The sequence below is a fragment of the Clostridium sp. genome (assembly GCF_036781005.1).
Lineage (GTDB): Bacteria > Bacillota > Clostridia > Clostridiales > Clostridiaceae > Clostridium_B.
In genome coordinates this window covers 25016-41806 of record NZ_DAIQBT010000028.1, presented here as the reverse complement: position 1 = coordinate 41806, position 16791 = coordinate 25016, and the positions used below count along the sequence as shown (strand labels likewise).

Below are 16791 nucleotides of genomic sequence, written 5' to 3'. Positions count from 1 at the left end.
CCTGCGACCTCATGGTCCCAAACCACGCGCGCTCCCATCTGCGCCACACCCCGACGTTAAAAGTACTAAAACCCTTAATACTTTAAACTAAAAATTGCCTAAAACTCTTGACGACATTAATTATTCTACACGATATATATTAATTCGTCAATACCTATTTTTCAGTTTTTTTATTTTTATTTAAATTCCTCTAATATCTGGACTTACAATTCCTTTCTGTATATCTATAGTTGCCACACTATTGAACCCATCTCTAGGTATAGAGGGACTTCCTGGATTAATAAACCATATTCCCTCTTTATATGCTATCTGTGATATATGAGTATGTCCAAACAAGACTATATCTGCTTTTTCTTCTAAAGCTCTGTATTTTAACCTATATAATCCGCGTTTAACGTCATAGACATGGCCATGAGTTATAAAAAACCTTTTCCCATTTATAATTTCTAATCTTTCAATGGGAGTATCTGTATTAAAATCACAATTACCTTTTACATTAATAATAGTCCCTGTATAGACCTTTTTTATATCGTTAATATCTTGAACATTATCTCCTAAATGAATTATTAATTCTGTGCTATGCAATACATCCACAACTTTACTTATGAACTTTTTATACCTGTGAGTATCACTTACTACTCCTATATGCAAACTTATACCTCCTTTATAAGGTACCTCATTTCCTTTTCTAACGCCCTTAGTGCCACAGCTCTATGGCTTATACAATTTTTAAGTATAGAATCCATTTCTCCAAAGGTCATATTATATTCTGGTATATAAAATAAGGGATCATATCCAAATCTATTAGTTCCTCTTTCTTCTTCACATATTATACCTTCTATTTCTCCTTGAACCTCCAGAACTCTACTATCATTTACTATCAACGTAATTGCACACACAAACTTAGCTTTTCTATCTTCATATCCTTTGTGTTCCAAAAGTTTTAAAAGTTTCTCATTATTTTTTTTATCATTTCCATGTTCTCCTGCAAATCTTGCAGAATATACCCCGGGCCTTCCATTTAGCCCCCTTACTACAAGACCTGAATCATCTGCCAGTACCATACATTTAACTTTTAATAAATCATATATTGTTTTAGCTTTTTTATAGGCATTCTCTTGAAATGTAGTTCCATCCTCTACAATATCTATATCCATATTAGCCTCTTTCATAGATATAACTTCTATTGGATACTTAGAGAGTATTTGCTTTATTTCCTTTATTTTATTGACATTATTGCTTGCCACTATTAACTTTTTCATTGTCCCCCACCTGTTCCTATCCATAGAGAATCCATTTTCAAACTATCTTTTTGTGCACTAATCATGCTTTTTATTCCCTTTTCCGCTAAAGCTAAAAGTTCTTTTAAATCTTCCCTGGTAAAAGGATTCTGCTCTCCTGTACCTTGTATTTCAACAAATTCTCCTGCATCCGTCATTACAACATTCATGTCTACTTTAGCTCTGGAATCCTCTAGATAGCATAAATCCAACATCCTTGTGTCATCCACTATTCCTACACTTATAGCACTTACAAAATCTCTTATAGGATATACAGTAAAAGGATTTTGTTTGTGAAGTTTATTTACAGCATCAACTAAAGCTACAAAAGCACCGGATATAGATGCAGTTCTAGTACCGCCATCCGCTTGAATTACATCACAATCAATCCATATAGTTTTTTCTCCTATAGCCTTCAAATCTACCACAGATCTGAGAGCTCTGCCTATTATTCTCTGAATTTCCATGGTCCTCCCATCAATTCTGCCTCTATTTATATCTCTTGCCTTTCTTACCTGGGTAGCTCTGGGAATCATATTATATTCACAGGTAATCCACCCTTCTCCCCTTCCCTTTAAAAATGGCGGCACCTTATCTTCTATAGAAGCGGTACATATTACCTTTGTATCTCCATTTTCCATCAATACAGAGCCCTCTGCATATTTTGTATAATTTCTGGTTATTTTTACAGGTCTGATTTGATTGCATTTTCTACCATTGACTCTCATATTCTACCTCCACAATTAAAACTATATTCTTCAATTATACCTTAATTACTTTAATTTTTCCTCTAATATAAATAATTCATCTCTTCCAGGAGCATCTATTTCTTCTTCTTCATCATGACAAATCAACTTATACCCCTTTTGGGTGATTTTTCCCACCACACAGGCCTTAATACCTTTATCCTCCAATACATGAACCAAATCTTCACCTCTTGGTGTTGTAATAAGCATACTTCCCGATGAAATTAATCTTAAAGGATCTATTAAATAATGACTGCATATTTTTTCTGTTATTTTAGTTATAGGTAACTTATTCCTATAAACCTTAAAACCAACTCTGCTAGCCTCTGCAATCTCCCACAGAGCACCTAATATTCCTCCTTCTGTTATATCATGCATGGAATTTACCCCAAACTCTCCTGATAATATCCCTTCCTTAACTACACTTATTCGATTTATATAATCCTTAGCTTCACTTATTTCTTCCCTGGTAAGCAATCCAATTAACTTATCTTCATAATCATTTACTATAATACTGGTACCTTCTAAACATAAATACTTAGTCACCACTATATCATCTTTTTCTTTCGCTCCTGACGTAGATACTGCTTTTCCTTTATCTCCTTTTCCTATGGCAGTACAGGATATTACTATTTTATTTACTGCACTGGTTACCTCAGTATGCCCTCCTAAAATTTCCACATTTAACTTTCTAGCTTCTTCACTAATCTCTCCCATAAGCCTGTTTATATCCTCTAAAACTGCCCTTTCAGGTAACAGTATTGTAACCAATATACCTACCGGTTCAATGCCGCAAGATGCTATATCATTACAATTTATATGTACTGCAAGCTTTCCACTATTTATATCAGCTCCAGTAATAGGATCCGTAGAAACAACACATTCCTTATCCCCAAAATTTATTACGCTGCAATCCTCCCCTATTCCACTTCTTACTCTAACATCTTTTCTTTCAACAGATCTATTTCTATCTATTATGCTTTTTAAATCTTTCCAGTCTAACTTTCCGGCTTTCATAAAATTTCTTCCTTTCTAAAAAATAAATAAGAACTATTTTTCATCCTATCTCATATTATTTATATAAGGATTAATTTATGGTAGGTGTAAATATTTTGAAATATATAGGACCTTTTTTGAGAATTAACAAAATAAACCCTCATAATATTAAACATCAATTATTTTATTTCTCAAAAGAATCTTTAAAAGAAATTGTATTACATTCCAAGTGCGGAATTTTTACCTCAATTAAAGAACTAAATACAAAAAATATATCTAACTCTGATATTACCACATTTAAAGATGTTTCTCCACTTCTATGTATATATAAAAAAGCAAATCCTGTCCTTATAAACATGGATAACAAACTTTGTTGGAATGAAGATAAATTTAAAAAAGAAATAAACATAGACAGCAATGCATTTATGACCTTATGCTTGCTGGAACTTTCAGACTACTATAACTCTTTTTATAACATAGATAAAAATAAATACAATTTAAAACCACTTTACAGTTTAATGTGTAAAAATCAACTTGAGTTTTATGCTTTACACTTTAGAAATATCCAAGGTATTTTTACTGACAAAAAATACGAAAACAGTTCTCCTTCTGAGGATTTAAAATTCGTAGAAAAAAACAAAAAATTCAAATTCTCATCTCAGGCTCTTCTAATGAATGCTTACTATAAGTGCAGTCTTCTTCTTGAAAAGGAAGAAGAAGAAGAATTTAAAAACTTTTCCTTGGACATTTTAAATATGCTTATTGATTCAAAAGAAGAATTATATGATTTATCCTTTGAAGAACTTACAAAATTGTGTTTTGCTTTGAATATATTTTATAATTATTCAAAAGATACTAAATGTAAAGATTTAATATTAGATATATCAGAACTTTTATTTGAAAAATACTATGGTCAAAATTCCCAATCCAGCATATTGAAAAATATAGATGTGGAAAATGATGCATTAAACTATATAAACTATACTTTAATATATAGAAATACCAATATAATAAAGTCTAAGGATAATGCAAAATTTATATCTGAAAGACTTCTAAAACTATATGATGCAGAGAAAGGATTGTTTATAAAAAATACATCCAAAAAAAACATAGAATTTACATCTCTTGAGGTTATGCTCTATCTTATGGTATTTATGATAGATACAGCTTTATATAGAGATGAAAATAAAAATAATCTAGTGGTATTAGATGTTTTTAAACGTCAACTAATCGATTCAGGTATAATTTTAAGTTGGCCTGAAACTCCTAATTTAAATGATGTAGAACGATACAGGGAATTTTCACTTAAATCAGAAGATTTATTGGAAGAACAAAATTTCAGACCATCTTCCATTCCTTCACCAGAGTCCTCTGAAATAGCTCCTATATTCGCTAAATACGTAACCTATAGTAGAAAAAAAGAAAATTTTAAATCTATAAAAGCTTCTTTTGATACTTATAAAAATATGTTCATATTTTTCCTTATAATACACTTTTTCAAACCAGAATCTCCTTTAAATCTATAGATTAAATATATTTTTAGAAATAAATTTTATAATTTTAGGACATAATAATATAACCTAAAGTACAAGCATCTTAAGTATATAATAATAAACAAAAATTATTTTAAAAAAATATTTTATAATTCCTTAGATTTATCCGAAGGCTACCATTGCTAATACCCTTATCTTCTTCAAAGTGGGGGATAAGCACTGCTACACCCCTGGATAAGTTCTTCTAAGGTTCAGATGGAGAAAGGTATTCCTTATAAACAAACTCCACCTGATCCCAAGAATCACTTGATCTGACTTCTATAAGGAAGGTGATACCTGATGATGGATATTAATTGTTCCGAAAATTGTGTTCATGAAAAGAATGGAAAATGTACTTTAAATTATGCTACTCCTATTACTAACCTTTCCTCTTTAGAAACAAATTGTATATATTTTACTCCTAAAAAGAAATCTAATAATGACTACACTCATCTTTGAAATATAGGGGGATATTATTTAAAATTAATTCGCATTTCTAACTTAATATAGGATCTCATAGTTATTAAATGAGATCCTTTTTAATAATCTTTTTCAAAAATATTTTACATAAATTCAATCTTTCCATAAATAAGCCTTATCCAATTTTACGTTACCCATTTTATTAGTATATACATCTTTTACATAATTTTTTGTTATAATAATGGTTTCATTGAAATATATAGGTATTATAGGCATATCTTCAAGCAGTACATTTTCCATATTCTTAAACATTTCCACTTTTTTATTTATATCTTTTTCAAAAACTGTACCAGCTAGCTTATTATCAAAATCTATATTACTGTATCCATACAAATTATATGTAGAAGAAGACTGCCACATTTGAAAAAAGGGTAAGGGATAATTATAATATCCTTCATAACATATTTCTGCCATATCGTAATTGCCCTTTGTTATCTCATTATTAAAAGAATTCAAATCATAGCCTACACATTTCACATCTATTTTCATATATTTTTTCATATTATTTGCTATCTCATCACATACTTTTTTATTTTCAACTGAATTTATATATATAAATTTTAAAGATTCTTTTTCTTTATCATAATCTAAATTTTTTACAGCTTCTAAGGCCTCCTTTTCATTGGCACTTTCCGAGAAAAAAGACTTATTTATAAAATTACTTTCCAATCCACTATCTACATAATTAGGTATATAGGAATTTGCCAATATTACCGTACTTTTTAATATATTTTTAACTATATTATTTCTGTCAATAGACAGGGACACTGCCTTTCTAAAATTCACATTATTTACAATACCTTGTTTCTTTAAATTGAAAACTATTCCTGTACCCTTTAATTCAGTGTCAGTTATATATTTGTCCTTTTTACGAATATTTTCAATTTCCCCTAAAGGAGGATTTGTAAATATATTTATTTTATGACTTTCAAATGCTGCCAGAGAACTTTCACTGGTTCTTAAAAAGGTTAATAATACAGTATTGCTTTTTACTTCATTAGCATTCCAGTATTTAGAATTTTTCTTTAAAGTTATTTCCTGTTTATCAGATAAATTAGACATGGTAAAGCTTCCTGAATATAATATGGAATTATAGTATTTTTTCCAATTTACAAGTTTATAATCAATAATTCTGAGTGAATATATAGGTTGTGCAAGTATACTCAAAAAATAATTACAAGGATAGTTTAATCTTATGGATAATGTACCTTTATCTATAGCAGTAATGGCTACATTTTTAAAATCACATTTACCCTTTCTATAATCTTCTACACCAAAAATGCAATCTAATTGACTCCCATATATATTTTTCACATCTGAACTCAATATACGTGAGAAAAAATCCACAAAATTATATGCAGTTATATCCGTCCCATTACTCCATTTTGCATTTTTTCTTATTTTAAAAGTGTAATTAGTTCCCTCATCACTTATACTCCAGCTTTCTGCCAAAGCCGCAATTATCTTTCCATTGGCATTACTGCTCACCAGACCTTCAAAGACATTGACAAGTATATCCTTTTCCCGTATATTATCTGAATCCAGCATTATTAAGTCATCCGGCAATTGCCCTAAATTATACACTAAATTATTTTTATAACTGCTAGTTTGAATTTCCTTGGTTTTTTTCTCCAGTGCACCTCCACTTAAAGTTATAGAAATTACACCAATCACCAATACAATTATTATTATATAAATAAGTTTTTTCATAATTTTTTCCTCATCTCATCCACGGAATACTAGTTAAATTATTGTCATATAAATATAAAAATAAACAAATTGTACTATAATATTTTTAATATGATTTTTTTTATGATATAATGTTGGCGTATATTTAAGTGATAGTATTATCTGTAAAATTGATATTATGGAGGAATATAAAATGATACTTGCTATAGAGATATTGGGTATTTTAACTATGTGCACTATAATATTCGTTTTAATTTGGGGATTTATAATAGTTAAACAAACACTCTCTCAAATAAAGTATAAGAATTATCTATTGGAAAAAATAACTGAATATATGCATATGCTTATAAAAAAAGATATTAATATAAAAGAACAGAAACAAAAAATAAGAGACCTTAAAGAATAAGTCTCTTACTTTTTTATGAAAATTTAATATTTCTCTATCTCTTCTTCTACCAATTCATTTACAAGCATAGGATTAGCATTTCCTCCGGTCTTTTTCATAACCATACCTATGATAAATTTCACTGCTTTTTTTTTCCCCTTTTTATAATCTTCAATAGACTTTGGATTTTCTTCTATAATTTGTCTTACAATTTTTAAAATTTCCTCCTTACTGTTATTTTGAACAAATCCCTTTTCCTCTATTATTTGTTTAGGGCTTTTCCCACTACAAAACATTTCCTCTACAACCTTCTTACCTATATTATTAGATATAACACCGGATTTTATAAATTCAATCAGCTGGTCTAAATCTTTTTCTGTAAAATTTAATTTATTTAAAGGAATGCTCTTTTCCTTTGAAAGCCTTGATATATCCCCTATAATCCAATTGCAAACAGATTTTGCATCTCCAGTTAATTTAGCTGTATTTTCAAAAAAATCTCCAATTTCCATATTTAAAACTAAAATCTCTACCTCTTTTCTGGAAATTTTAAACTGTTGGACAAATCTATCTACTTTTTTATATGGAAGTTCTGGAATAGTTTTTCTTATATTATCTATATAAGCATCTGAAATATTTATAACTGTCAAATCTCCCTCCGGAAAATATCTATAGTCATTAGCATACTCCTTGTTTCTCATAACTTCAGTTACATTTTCAAAATCGTTCCATCTTCTAGTTTCCCTCTTTACTTTTTCTCCAGATTCTATTAAATTCCTTTGCCTTTTATACTCATACTGAATAGCTTTCTGAAGAGCTTTAAAAGAGTTCATATTCTTTATTTCTGTTCTTGCTCCTAATTTCATACTGCATTTGGGTCTTATGGATATATTGCAGTCACATCTGAGAGAACCTTGTTCCATCCTGCAATCTGATACCCCTATGAACCTAAGTATATTTCTTAAACTTTCAAGATACAAAACCGCCTCCTCTGAAGTTCTCATATCTGGTTTTGATACTATTTCTATAAGTGGTATTCCCGCTCTGTTATAATCAATTAATGTAGCTTCATCAGTATGTATGAGTTTTCCTGCATCTTCTTCCATATGTATTCTTTCAATGCCTATTCTCTTTTTTTTACCTGAAGGATTTTTTATATCAATAAACCCTTCTTTGCAAATAGGCATTTCCTGCTGAGTTATCTGATAATTTTTAGGACAGTCAGCATAAAAATAATTTTTTCTATCCATTCTGCTTTTATTATTTATAGAACAATTAAGGGCAAGTCCTGCTTTTATAGCATATTCTACTGCTTTTTTGTTTAGTCTTGGAAGAGATCCTGGGAGGCCAAGACATATAGGACAAACATGTGTATTAGGCTCACTTCCAAATGCAGTACTACATCCACAATATATCTTAGTATTTGTTAAAAGCTCTACATGAACTTCAAGGCCAATAACAGCTTCAAATTCCATAGTTTCTGTCCTCCTTTTGAATATCTGGAATAATATTATGCCATTTTGTAGATTGTTCAAAACTATAGGCTATATCAAAAAGTACATCTTCCCTAAAATAACCTGACATAATCTGAAGTCCCACCGGAAGGCCATCTACTATACCGCAGGGAATAGATATAGAAGGCATCCCTGTTATATTAGCCGGTACAGTATAAATATCCGATAAATACATTGCCATCACATCTTCTTTTTTTTCTCCTATTTTAAAAGCCGTAGTAGGACATGTAGGAGATACAATTACATCAACCTCCTTCATTATATCTTCAAATTGACCTCTTATAAGTTTTCTGACCTTTAGGGCTTTTTTATAATACTCATCATAATACCCTTCAGAAAGCACATAAGTTCCAAGAACTATCCTTCTTTTTACCTCACTGCCCAATCCTTCACTTCTGGACTTAAAATATATGTCCACCGCATCTTTAGAATTTTTTGACCTGTAACCATACCTTATTCCATCAAATCTGGCAAGGTTAGAAGAAGCTTCAGCACTTGAGATTATGTAATAAGCCGCTAGGGCATATTCTGATAGCGGAATAGAACATTGCCTAACTTGTGCCCCATTTTCTTTAAGTACCAAGATTGCCTCTTCTACAGATTTTCTCACCTTATCATCTAATCCTTCTCCAAAATATTCTCTAGGTATTCCTATCTTCATTCCCTTTATATCTTTACTCAAATTTTTACTGTAGCATGGTACTTTTATATCTGCTGTAGTAAAATCCTTTTCATCCATTCCAGATATACACTCAGTTAAAAGTGCACAATCTTCTACATCTACTGCTATAACTCCTATCTGATCCAAGGTAGAGCCAAATGCAACCGATCCATATCTTGATATTCTCCCATAGGTTGGCTTTAAACCCACTACCCCGCAAAAGGACGCAGGTTGCCTTATAGAACCTCCAGTATCAGTACCAAGAGATAATACAGCTTCTCCTGCTGCCACTGAAATGGCAGAGCCTCCTGAAGACCCTCCAGGCACTCTATCCAAATCCCATGGATTCCTTGAAAGTTTCATAGAACTATTTTCCGTAGAAGATCCCATGGCAAACTCATCCATATTTGTTTTACCTATAATCATTCCCTGATGAAACTTTATTTTTTCTATTACATACGCATCATAAGGTGATGTGTATCCATTTAACATCTTTGAAGCACAGGTATTTTTCATGTCCTTTACACTTATATTGTCCTTCACAGATATAGGGATACCAAAAAGCTTTCCTAAACTTCCACCCTTGCCTATTTTTTCATCTAATTCCCTCGCTTTCTGCAATAATTGTTCCCCTGCCACATACAAATAAGCTCCTAGACTATTATCTATTTCATCTATCCTGTTTAAATAAATCTTTGTGATCTCCTCTACACTTATCTTCCTATTTTTTATCATATCTTTTAATCTATGTGCAGTTGTCCTCATCTGCTTCAATCACTCCTACCATTTAGATAAATTATTTCATACAGGGTGCCTTAAAATTATTTTACCACTCTAGGCACTATTATGTATTCTTCAAAGTTATCCGGTGAATTACCTATTACCCACTGTACCCCTAATGAAGGTTCTAGAATATCTTCCCTAAATTTATTTTCCATATAATAAGGGTTTACAATTATACTCTCCTCTTCTGTATAAAGTTCATCCAACTTTTCCATATACTCTAATATTTTGCTTAAGTCTTTAACAAGTTTTTCTTTCTCTTCCTTATTGAATTCCAATCTGGCAAGGTTTGATATATAATCCACATCTTTTTCTGTAATATTCATAAAATCTTCCTTTCATATAATCAACAGTCTTTAAATAAACAAAAATGAGACAATCCTTATTTAGATTGTCTCTTAATTCTAGTAAACTTTCATATACATAAAGAACATGGTTACGCAAGCTATTAATACACATGTAAGAGGATATATTACATTTTTAAAACTAGTTCTAAAAACTATCATATTTATAGCCCATATCATCATTGTAATAAATATACTCCACTGCAGTGTACAATAGTCACTAAAATATTTTACATACGTAAATTGATATGTAGTAAGGAGCGTTAATATTAGTGCAAGAATAGTAAATATAACCCCTATCCATCCTAATAAATTTATTGTATTTTTCATGTTTCTCCTCCAAAGTCTTATACCAAAGTTTAACTGCAAATTAAAAATTAAACTATTTTTATAATAATCCTTTTTTATGATTTTGTAAATATTTATATGGCCTTTAAAATTTAATTATATCTTTTATAATAGTATCTCCAAAATTTTTAAAAATAATTAAATCATCATATTCTTTAAATCTTCTTCTGTAATTATAGGTATATCTAATTGCTGGGCCTTTGTCAGCTTACTTCCAGCTTCTTCTCCTGCCAGAACAAAAGATGTTTTTTTTGAAACACTTCCAGATACTTTACCACCAAATGACTGTATTATTTCAGCAGCTTCTTCCCTTTTCATAGTAGGAAGTGTTCCTGTTATAACAAATGTTTTTCCTGAAAATCTATTATCTACCTTTTTTTGTGATGTCTTAGATAGGGTATTTACACCTGTTTCTTTCAGCTTTTTAATAAGTTCCCTATAAGCATCGCTGGTAAAAAATTCAAGTATATCTGGCACTGTTGTCGGTCCAAAATCCTCAAGTTCAATTAGTTGTTCATATGTGGTACCTGCTATATCATCCATGCTATTGAAATTAGCAGCTAATATTTTTGCTGATTGCTTACCTACATTTCTTATACCAAGACCTGTAATTAATCTGTCAATGTCATTATCTTTAGAGGTCTCTATTGCATTTAACAAGTTATTAACTGATTTTTCCTTGCCTATTATCCCTTTTTCTATCAATTCATCTTTATAATTTTTAAGAGTATATATATCTGAAATTTTCTTTATATAACCATCTTTCATTAAAGCTTCTACTGTATTTTGACCAAATCCAGTTATGTTCATTGCATCTTTGGACACAAAATATCCTATCTTCCTAAATGATTGGGCTTCACAATCCGGGTTACTGCATCGTGTATCAACCCCATCTGGTTCCTTTATTGTCTTTGAATTACACACAGGACATACATCAGGTATTGTATATTTTTTAGCCCAGTCAGGCCTTTTCTCTGGAATACTCCTTATTATCTCAGGTATAATATCTCCGGCTTTTTGAATTACTACAGTATCTCCAATACGAATATCCTTCGAATCTATGAAATCCTGATTATGCAATGTAGCCTTTGATACCGTGGTATTAGCTAATGTAACAGGTCTTAACAGCGCAAGAGGATTAAGTCTTCCTGTACGACTTACCTGAACTATTATATTTTCAATAACAGTTTCTTTCTGCTCTGGAGGATATTTAAATGCCACTGTCCATTTAGGTACCTTGCTTGTCATTCCCAAAGATATTCTGTCACTTAAGCTGTCTACTTTTACTACAGCTCCATCAATAGAGTATCCTAAATCCCATCTACTTTTTCCAATATCCAAAATGGCATTCCAAACCTCCTCTGCAGTTTTACATATTTTAAAGTCTGGACTAACATCAAATCCTTGGGTAGATAACCATTTTAAAGTTTCCGAGTGTGTCTCGAATTTCTTTCCTTCTGAAATTTCCAAATTAAAAATAAATATATTTAAACTTCTTTCCCTTACAATACTGGTATCCAATTGCCTTATGGTTCCAGCCGCTAAATTTCTCGGGTTTTTAAATATTTTCCCTCCTGTTTCTTCCTGTTTTTCATTAACTTTTATGAAATTTTCATTAGTCATATATATTTCGCCGCGAACTTCTAAGTAATTTAGCTTGCTTGGAATACGTTTGGGTATGGATTCTACTTGCAGTATATTTTCAAAGACAGATTCTCCAATTGATCCATCCCCTCTTGTTATAGCTTCCTTAAGTTCTCCATTATAATATCTCAGTACAACTGTTAATCCATCAATTTTTTTCTCTACAACAAATTTAGGACATGTAATTTCTGATTTTATCTTTTCAACAAAACTATATACTTCTTCTTTTGAAAAAACATCCTGCAGACTTACTACAGGAATGTCATGTTTAACCTTTCTCAATTCTCTTTTTACTGTGCCACCTATTTTCTCAGTTGGTGAACTCTGAATTTTATACTCTGGATAACTATCTTCCAAATTTTTTAATTCAACGTATAATTTGTCATATTCATAATCAGTTATTTCTGGATCATCCTGATTGTAGTATTTGTCGTTATGATACTCTATTATTTTCCTAAGCTGCTCTATTTTTTCCTTAATATACACTAGACACCACCTCCTAACTTTTGTACAAATAAATTCTCATATCCATATTGCACTTACTCTACACCGCTTCTAAAGGGACTACCCCATACATCAAATTTTTTATTCCCATATTATCAAAAACTATAGTAAGCTTTATATCTCCATCTTTTTTAGATATACTCACAATAGTTCCTATTCCAAATTTCTTGTGCTTCACTTTTATTCCTTCTTTTATGTTTTCTGGTTTTAAGTAGTTACCTTTAGGAATATTATTTATAGATAAATTTTCTCTTGTAGGAGGCATATTATTTAAAATACTCTTTTTACCGGAAGAAAATATATTTTTACTTAAAGATTTATTTATAAAGTTATTAATATCCGATTTTTTAAAATTATCATATTCTTTTAATTCATCAGATATTTCATCTATAAAATCCGACTTTTCATAACATACCATTTTACCAAATACTCTTCTTGTGTCAGCAAATGTCATGTAAATATTTTCTTTTGCTCTTGTTATACCCACATAACAAAGTCTTCTTGACTCCTCCATTTCCTTGGGATTATCTAGTGACTGTATTCCTGGAAATATCCCATTTTCCATTCCAACCATAAAAACTACAGGAAATTCAAGTCCCTTTGCACTATGCACTGTCATAAGCACCACCGAGTCTGCATCAGTGTCAAAATTGTCTATATCAGAAACCAATGTTACCTTCTCCAAAAATGCAGAAAGAGAAGTATCCTCTGAAGTAACCTCAAATTCCACAGCTGCAGACACCAATTCCTTGAGATTTTCTATTCTGCTTATGCTGTCTGGCTCTTTAGAATCCTTTAATTCTTCCAAATACCCTGTAGTATTTAATATTTCCTTTATCAGATCAGATACAGAGATTTTATCCCTGCTTTTTATAAAACTATTTATAAGACCCAAGAATTTTTTTATAGAATTAACACTTCTTTGTGTCAAGTTCATACTTCTGTCAATATCTAAAAGAGCATTATACATTGATTCATCCATGGAATCTGCAAAGCTTTGTATTTTTTGTACTGTAGCTTCTCCAATGTTTCTCTTGGGTACATTTATTATTCTCCTCAAACTTACATTGTCTAAAGGATTATTTATAAATTTCAAATAAGCCAAAATATCCTTTATTTCTTTTCTATCGTAAAACTTTAATCCCCCTACAATTCTATAAGGTATATTGGATTTCATAAAAATATCTTCAAATATACGGGATTGAACATTTTTTCTGTAAAGCACTGCAAAATCCCTGTAATGCCTATTCTTATCTTCATTCAAAAGTTCCTTAATTTGGGATGCTATATATCTTCCTTCATCCATATCTGTACTAGCTCTATATAATTTTATCTTATCCCCATTATCATTTACGGTTTTAAGTACTTTCTGTTTTCTATTAAAATTATTACTTATAACATCATTGGCAGCTTTTAATATATTGGCCTTGGATCTGTAATTTTGCTCCAACTTTATAATTTTAGTATTTATGTAGTCATTCTCAAAATTTAAAATATTCTCTATGTCAGCACCCCTCCAGGCATAAATGCACTGATCATCATCTCCTACCACACATATATTTTTTTCTGCCTGGGCTAATAATCTTACAAACTCATATTGTGACCTATTGGTATCCTGATATTCATCCACCATGATATATTTGAATTTTCTCTGATAAAATTCCAGTATATCTGGATGTTCCTTAAAAAGCTGCACCGTTTTAAATATAAGATCGTCAAAGTCTAAAGCATTGTTTTCTTTAAGCTTCTTTTGATACATCACATATACATCTGCTATTTTATTCATTCTAAAATTGCCTTCATTTTCTTTTTTAAACCTATCTTGTGATATAAGATTGTCCTTTTGTCTGCTGATTCTATTTATTATTTCCTTATCAGTTATATTATCATCTATGTTTAATTCCTTCATGCACTGCTTTATAACTACTTTTTGGTCATAGCTGTCGTATATGGCAAAATTCCTATTGTATCCAAGCTTATCTATCTCTCTTCTCAATATTCTCACACAGCTTGAGTGAAAAGTGGATACCCACATGCTGTCCACTTCATCCCCTACCAGTTCTCTTATTCTATCCTTCATTTCTCCTGCAGCCTTATTGGTAAATGTTATAGCCAATATTTTAGAAGGATATATATTTAAATCTTTAATCATATGGGCTATTCTATAGGTTAACACTCTGGTCTTCCCGGAACCTGCTCCGGCTAAAATCAACAGCGGACCTTCCACGGTTGTCACCGCTTTATATTGTTCTTTATTTAAAAGATTTTTCAAATCCATAAAAACCACTCCTGTTTTATATATACGCTTTTATTATTAAAATTCTCCTACAATGTGTTATAATATGCAAAAGCCCCTGACAATAAGTAAAATCATATTTAATATTATATCATTTTAATGATTATTTAATCATAAGACTGGAGTTGTAGTCATAAAAAATGTGCTGACATCTATCAACACATTTTAAATTAAATACTACTATTTAATCTTTCCAATACAATCTTATATCCATCACTTCCATAATTTAAGCATCTATTTACTCTACTTATAGTGGCAGTACTTGCACCAGTTGCAGATGCTATATCCAAATATGTTTTTTTATTCTTTAACATCCTGGCTACTTGAAGTCTTTGTTCTAATGCTTTTATTTCATTTATGGTACATATATCGTCAAAAAATCTATAACACTCTTCCTTTGTTTCAAGAGACAATACTGCTTCGCACAGATAATCCATTGCCTTGCTCTTTAATTTAGATTCATAATCTCCCATGAACGCCACTCCTTATTCATGTACATTTTTTCTTTAATTCTATCATGTATTAAAACATTAATCTATAAAATTACAAATAATTTTATAATACATTATGATAATATAACCCATATATACAAACTTTTCACTTAAAATAATATATTCTCATTATATAATACATTAAAGTTATTCTTTCATTAATATAAAAATTAAAAAAAATAAAAAACAGCCCATTTGGGGCATAGGCTGTTTAGTTATAAATAAAAAGGGGGCTATTATTCCTTTATATTTATTTCCATATCTTAATTATAATAAAACCACTCAAAAATATCAAGCTTATTTACTTCTAATTTACTTAACTTACATATAATACATGATATTTAACATGCAATATTTATTCTTCTCTGCCCTGAATACATTCATATATTCTTTAATATTTCAATCTCTTTTTCACATAACTCTCTGTATTCTCCTTCTTGGAGGGTATCATCCAAACTCAATGGGCCAAATCTTATTCTCTTTAAGTAAACCACATTTTTTCCCAAAGCATTGAACATTCTTTTAACCTGATGAAATTTTCCCTCTTGAACAGTTACCTCCACTCTGGCACCATTTTCATCAGATTCTATAATTTTTAATTCTGCTGGCATACAAGTATATTCATCTTTTAACACTATACCTTTTTTGAATTTTTTAACATCGGTCATATCTACTTCTTTATCTATTTCAGCATAATAAACTTTATCTACATGATTTTTAGGAGCTATCAATCTGTGATTCAACTCCCCATCATTGGTAATAAGAAGCAATCCCCTGGTGTCCTTATCCAGTCTTCCTACAGGAAAAGGTTTGAATGCCTGATATTTAGGTTCTAAAATATCTATAACAGTTTCATCGTAATTGTCAAATGTTGCAGATACCAATCCTTCAGGTTTATTCATCAGTATATATATATTCTTTTTATACTCCACCACCGTTTCTTCTATTTCTATCCTGCTCTCATTAGGATTTATTTTCATGGCACTATCTTTTACTACTACACCATTTATCTTTACTGCGCCACTTTTAACTATAGCTTTTACTTCCTTTCTAGTGCCATATCCTAAATTTGCCAATATTTTATCCAATCTATCCATA

The 16791-nt window shown here is 30.5% G+C and carries 16 protein-coding genes; 3 read left to right on the top strand and 13 right to left on the bottom strand.

From position 1 onward, the window contains the following. Window positions 1–180: 180 nt before the first annotated feature. From V7Q02_RS11605 to V7Q02_RS11590, 4 genes are read right to left on the bottom strand one after another with little or no spacing between them, the layout of a single operon-like run. Window positions 181–651, bottom strand: a complete 471-nt coding sequence (locus tag V7Q02_RS11605) for a metallophosphoesterase (RefSeq protein ID WP_333861190.1) — start codon at window positions 649–651, stop codon at window positions 181–183. A 2-nt stretch (window positions 652–653) separates the two neighbouring features. Further along, on the bottom strand, window positions 654–1262 hold the full coding sequence (locus V7Q02_RS11600) for an XTP/dITP diphosphatase (protein ID WP_333861189.1): 609 nt from the start codon (window positions 1260–1262) through the stop codon (window positions 654–656). After that, window positions 1259–2008, bottom strand: a complete 750-nt coding sequence (gene rph, locus V7Q02_RS11595; protein WP_333861188.1) for a ribonuclease PH — start codon at window positions 2006–2008, stop codon at window positions 1259–1261. The genes V7Q02_RS11600 and rph overlap by 4 nt, the downstream gene beginning before the upstream one ends. Window positions 2009–2053: 45 nt before the next feature. Then, the gene (locus tag V7Q02_RS11590) at window positions 2054–3043 is read right to left on the bottom strand and encodes an AIR synthase family protein (RefSeq protein ID WP_333861187.1); all 990 of its coding nucleotides are present in this window, start codon (window positions 3041–3043) and stop codon (window positions 2054–2056) included. A 95-nt stretch (window positions 3044–3138) separates the two neighbouring features. Between V7Q02_RS11590 and V7Q02_RS11585 the strand changes: the two genes are divergently transcribed. Continuing rightward, window positions 3139–4548 (top strand): hypothetical protein, encoded by a 1410-nt coding sequence (locus V7Q02_RS11585; protein WP_333861186.1) that lies wholly within the window; start codon window positions 3139–3141, stop codon window positions 4546–4548. A 306-nt stretch (window positions 4549–4854) separates the two neighbouring features. Further along, window positions 4855–5013 (top strand): hydroxymyristoyl-ACP dehydratase, encoded by a 159-nt coding sequence (locus V7Q02_RS11580; RefSeq protein ID WP_333861185.1) that lies wholly within the window; start codon window positions 4855–4857, stop codon window positions 5011–5013. Window positions 5014–5127: 114 nt separating this feature from the next. Here the strand turns inward: V7Q02_RS11580 and V7Q02_RS11575 are convergent, their stop codons facing one another. Further along, window positions 5128–6744, bottom strand: a complete 1617-nt coding sequence (locus tag V7Q02_RS11575; protein ID WP_333861183.1) for a peptide ABC transporter substrate-binding protein — start codon at window positions 6742–6744, stop codon at window positions 5128–5130. A 172-nt stretch (window positions 6745–6916) separates the two neighbouring features. Here V7Q02_RS11575 and V7Q02_RS11570 point away from each other — a divergent pair, with 172 nt between their 5' ends. Further along, the gene (locus V7Q02_RS11570; RefSeq protein WP_333861182.1) at window positions 6917–7129 is read left to right on the top strand and encodes a hypothetical protein; all 213 of its coding nucleotides are present in this window, start codon (window positions 6917–6919) and stop codon (window positions 7127–7129) included. Between the two features lie 23 nt (window positions 7130–7152). Here V7Q02_RS11570 and gatB read toward each other — a convergent pair whose 3' ends face one another. The 8 genes from gatB to V7Q02_RS11530 all read right to left on the bottom strand — a co-directional run bounded on the left by gatB (window position 7153) and on the right by V7Q02_RS11530 (window position 16790). Beyond that, window positions 7153–8583: an Asp-tRNA(Asn)/Glu-tRNA(Gln) amidotransferase subunit GatB gene (gatB, locus tag V7Q02_RS11565; protein ID WP_333861181.1), complete on the bottom strand. Its 1431-nt coding sequence runs from the start codon at window positions 8581–8583 to the stop codon at window positions 7153–7155. Further along, entirely contained in the window at window positions 8573–10048 is a 1476-nt protein-coding gene (gene gatA, locus V7Q02_RS11560) for an Asp-tRNA(Asn)/Glu-tRNA(Gln) amidotransferase subunit GatA (protein WP_333861180.1), read from the bottom strand. The genes gatB and gatA overlap by 11 nt, the downstream gene beginning before the upstream one ends. Before the next feature lie 56 nt (window positions 10049–10104). Further along, window positions 10105–10392 (bottom strand): Asp-tRNA(Asn)/Glu-tRNA(Gln) amidotransferase subunit GatC, encoded by a 288-nt coding sequence (gene gatC, locus V7Q02_RS11555; protein ID WP_333861179.1) that lies wholly within the window; start codon window positions 10390–10392, stop codon window positions 10105–10107. Between the two features lie 78 nt (window positions 10393–10470). Further along, complete coding sequence (locus tag V7Q02_RS11550; RefSeq protein ID WP_333861178.1) at window positions 10471–10740, bottom strand: hypothetical protein; 270 nt, start codon at window positions 10738–10740, stop codon at window positions 10471–10473. Window positions 10741–10896: 156 nt separating this feature from the next. Beyond that, on the bottom strand, window positions 10897–12888 hold the full coding sequence (ligA, locus tag V7Q02_RS11545; protein WP_333861177.1) for an NAD-dependent DNA ligase LigA: 1992 nt from the start codon (window positions 12886–12888) through the stop codon (window positions 10897–10899). 58 nt (window positions 12889–12946) lie between these two features. After that, a complete protein-coding gene (gene pcrA / locus V7Q02_RS11540; RefSeq protein ID WP_333861176.1) occupies window positions 12947–15184 on the bottom strand; it encodes a DNA helicase PcrA in 2238 nt (745 codons plus the stop codon). Between the two features lie 188 nt (window positions 15185–15372). Beyond that, the gene (locus tag V7Q02_RS11535) at window positions 15373–15675 is read right to left on the bottom strand and encodes a YerC/YecD family TrpR-related protein (RefSeq protein WP_333861175.1); all 303 of its coding nucleotides are present in this window, start codon (window positions 15673–15675) and stop codon (window positions 15373–15375) included. 398 nt (window positions 15676–16073) lie between these two features. Continuing rightward, a complete protein-coding gene (locus V7Q02_RS11530) occupies window positions 16074–16790 on the bottom strand; it encodes a pseudouridine synthase (RefSeq protein ID WP_333861174.1) in 717 nt (238 codons plus the stop codon). Window position 16791 lies beyond the last annotated feature (1 nt).

Bases quoted from the DNA above. Each gene is read 5' to 3' on its own strand.
- V7Q02_RS11600 (WP_333861189.1), bottom strand. From the start codon at position 1,262: ATGAAAAAGTTAATAGTGGCAAGCAATAATGTCAATAAAATAAAGGAA.
- rph (WP_333861188.1), bottom strand. From the start codon at position 2,008: ATGAGAGTCAATGGTAGAAAATGCAATCAAATCAGACCTGTAAAAATA.
- V7Q02_RS11590 (WP_333861187.1), bottom strand. From the start codon at position 3,043: ATGAAAGCCGGAAAGTTAGACTGGAAAGATTTAAAAAGCATAATAGAT.
- V7Q02_RS11580 (WP_333861185.1), top strand. From the start codon at position 4,855: ATGATGGATATTAATTGTTCCGAAAATTGTGTTCATGAAAAGAATGGA.
- V7Q02_RS11575 (WP_333861183.1), bottom strand. From the start codon at position 6,744: ATGAAAAAACTTATTTATATAATAATAATTGTATTGGTGATTGGTGTA.
- V7Q02_RS11570 (WP_333861182.1), top strand. From the start codon at position 6,917: ATGATACTTGCTATAGAGATATTGGGTATTTTAACTATGTGCACTATA.
- gatB (WP_333861181.1), bottom strand. From the start codon at position 8,583: ATGGAATTTGAAGCTGTTATTGGCCTTGAAGTTCATGTAGAGCTTTTA.
- gatA (WP_333861180.1), bottom strand. From the start codon at position 10,048: ATGAGGACAACTGCACATAGATTAAAAGATATGATAAAAAATAGGAAG.
- gatC (WP_333861179.1), bottom strand. From the start codon at position 10,392: ATGAATATTACAGAAAAAGATGTGGATTATATATCAAACCTTGCCAGA.
- V7Q02_RS11550 (WP_333861178.1), bottom strand. From the start codon at position 10,740: ATGAAAAATACAATAAATTTATTAGGATGGATAGGGGTTATATTTACT.
- pcrA (WP_333861176.1), bottom strand. From the start codon at position 15,184: ATGGATTTGAAAAATCTTTTAAATAAAGAACAATATAAAGCGGTGACA.
- V7Q02_RS11535 (WP_333861175.1), bottom strand. From the start codon at position 15,675: ATGGGAGATTATGAATCTAAATTAAAGAGCAAGGCAATGGATTATCTG.
- V7Q02_RS11530 (WP_333861174.1), bottom strand. From the start codon at position 16,790: ATGGATAGATTGGATAAAATATTGGCAAATTTAGGATATGGCACTAGA.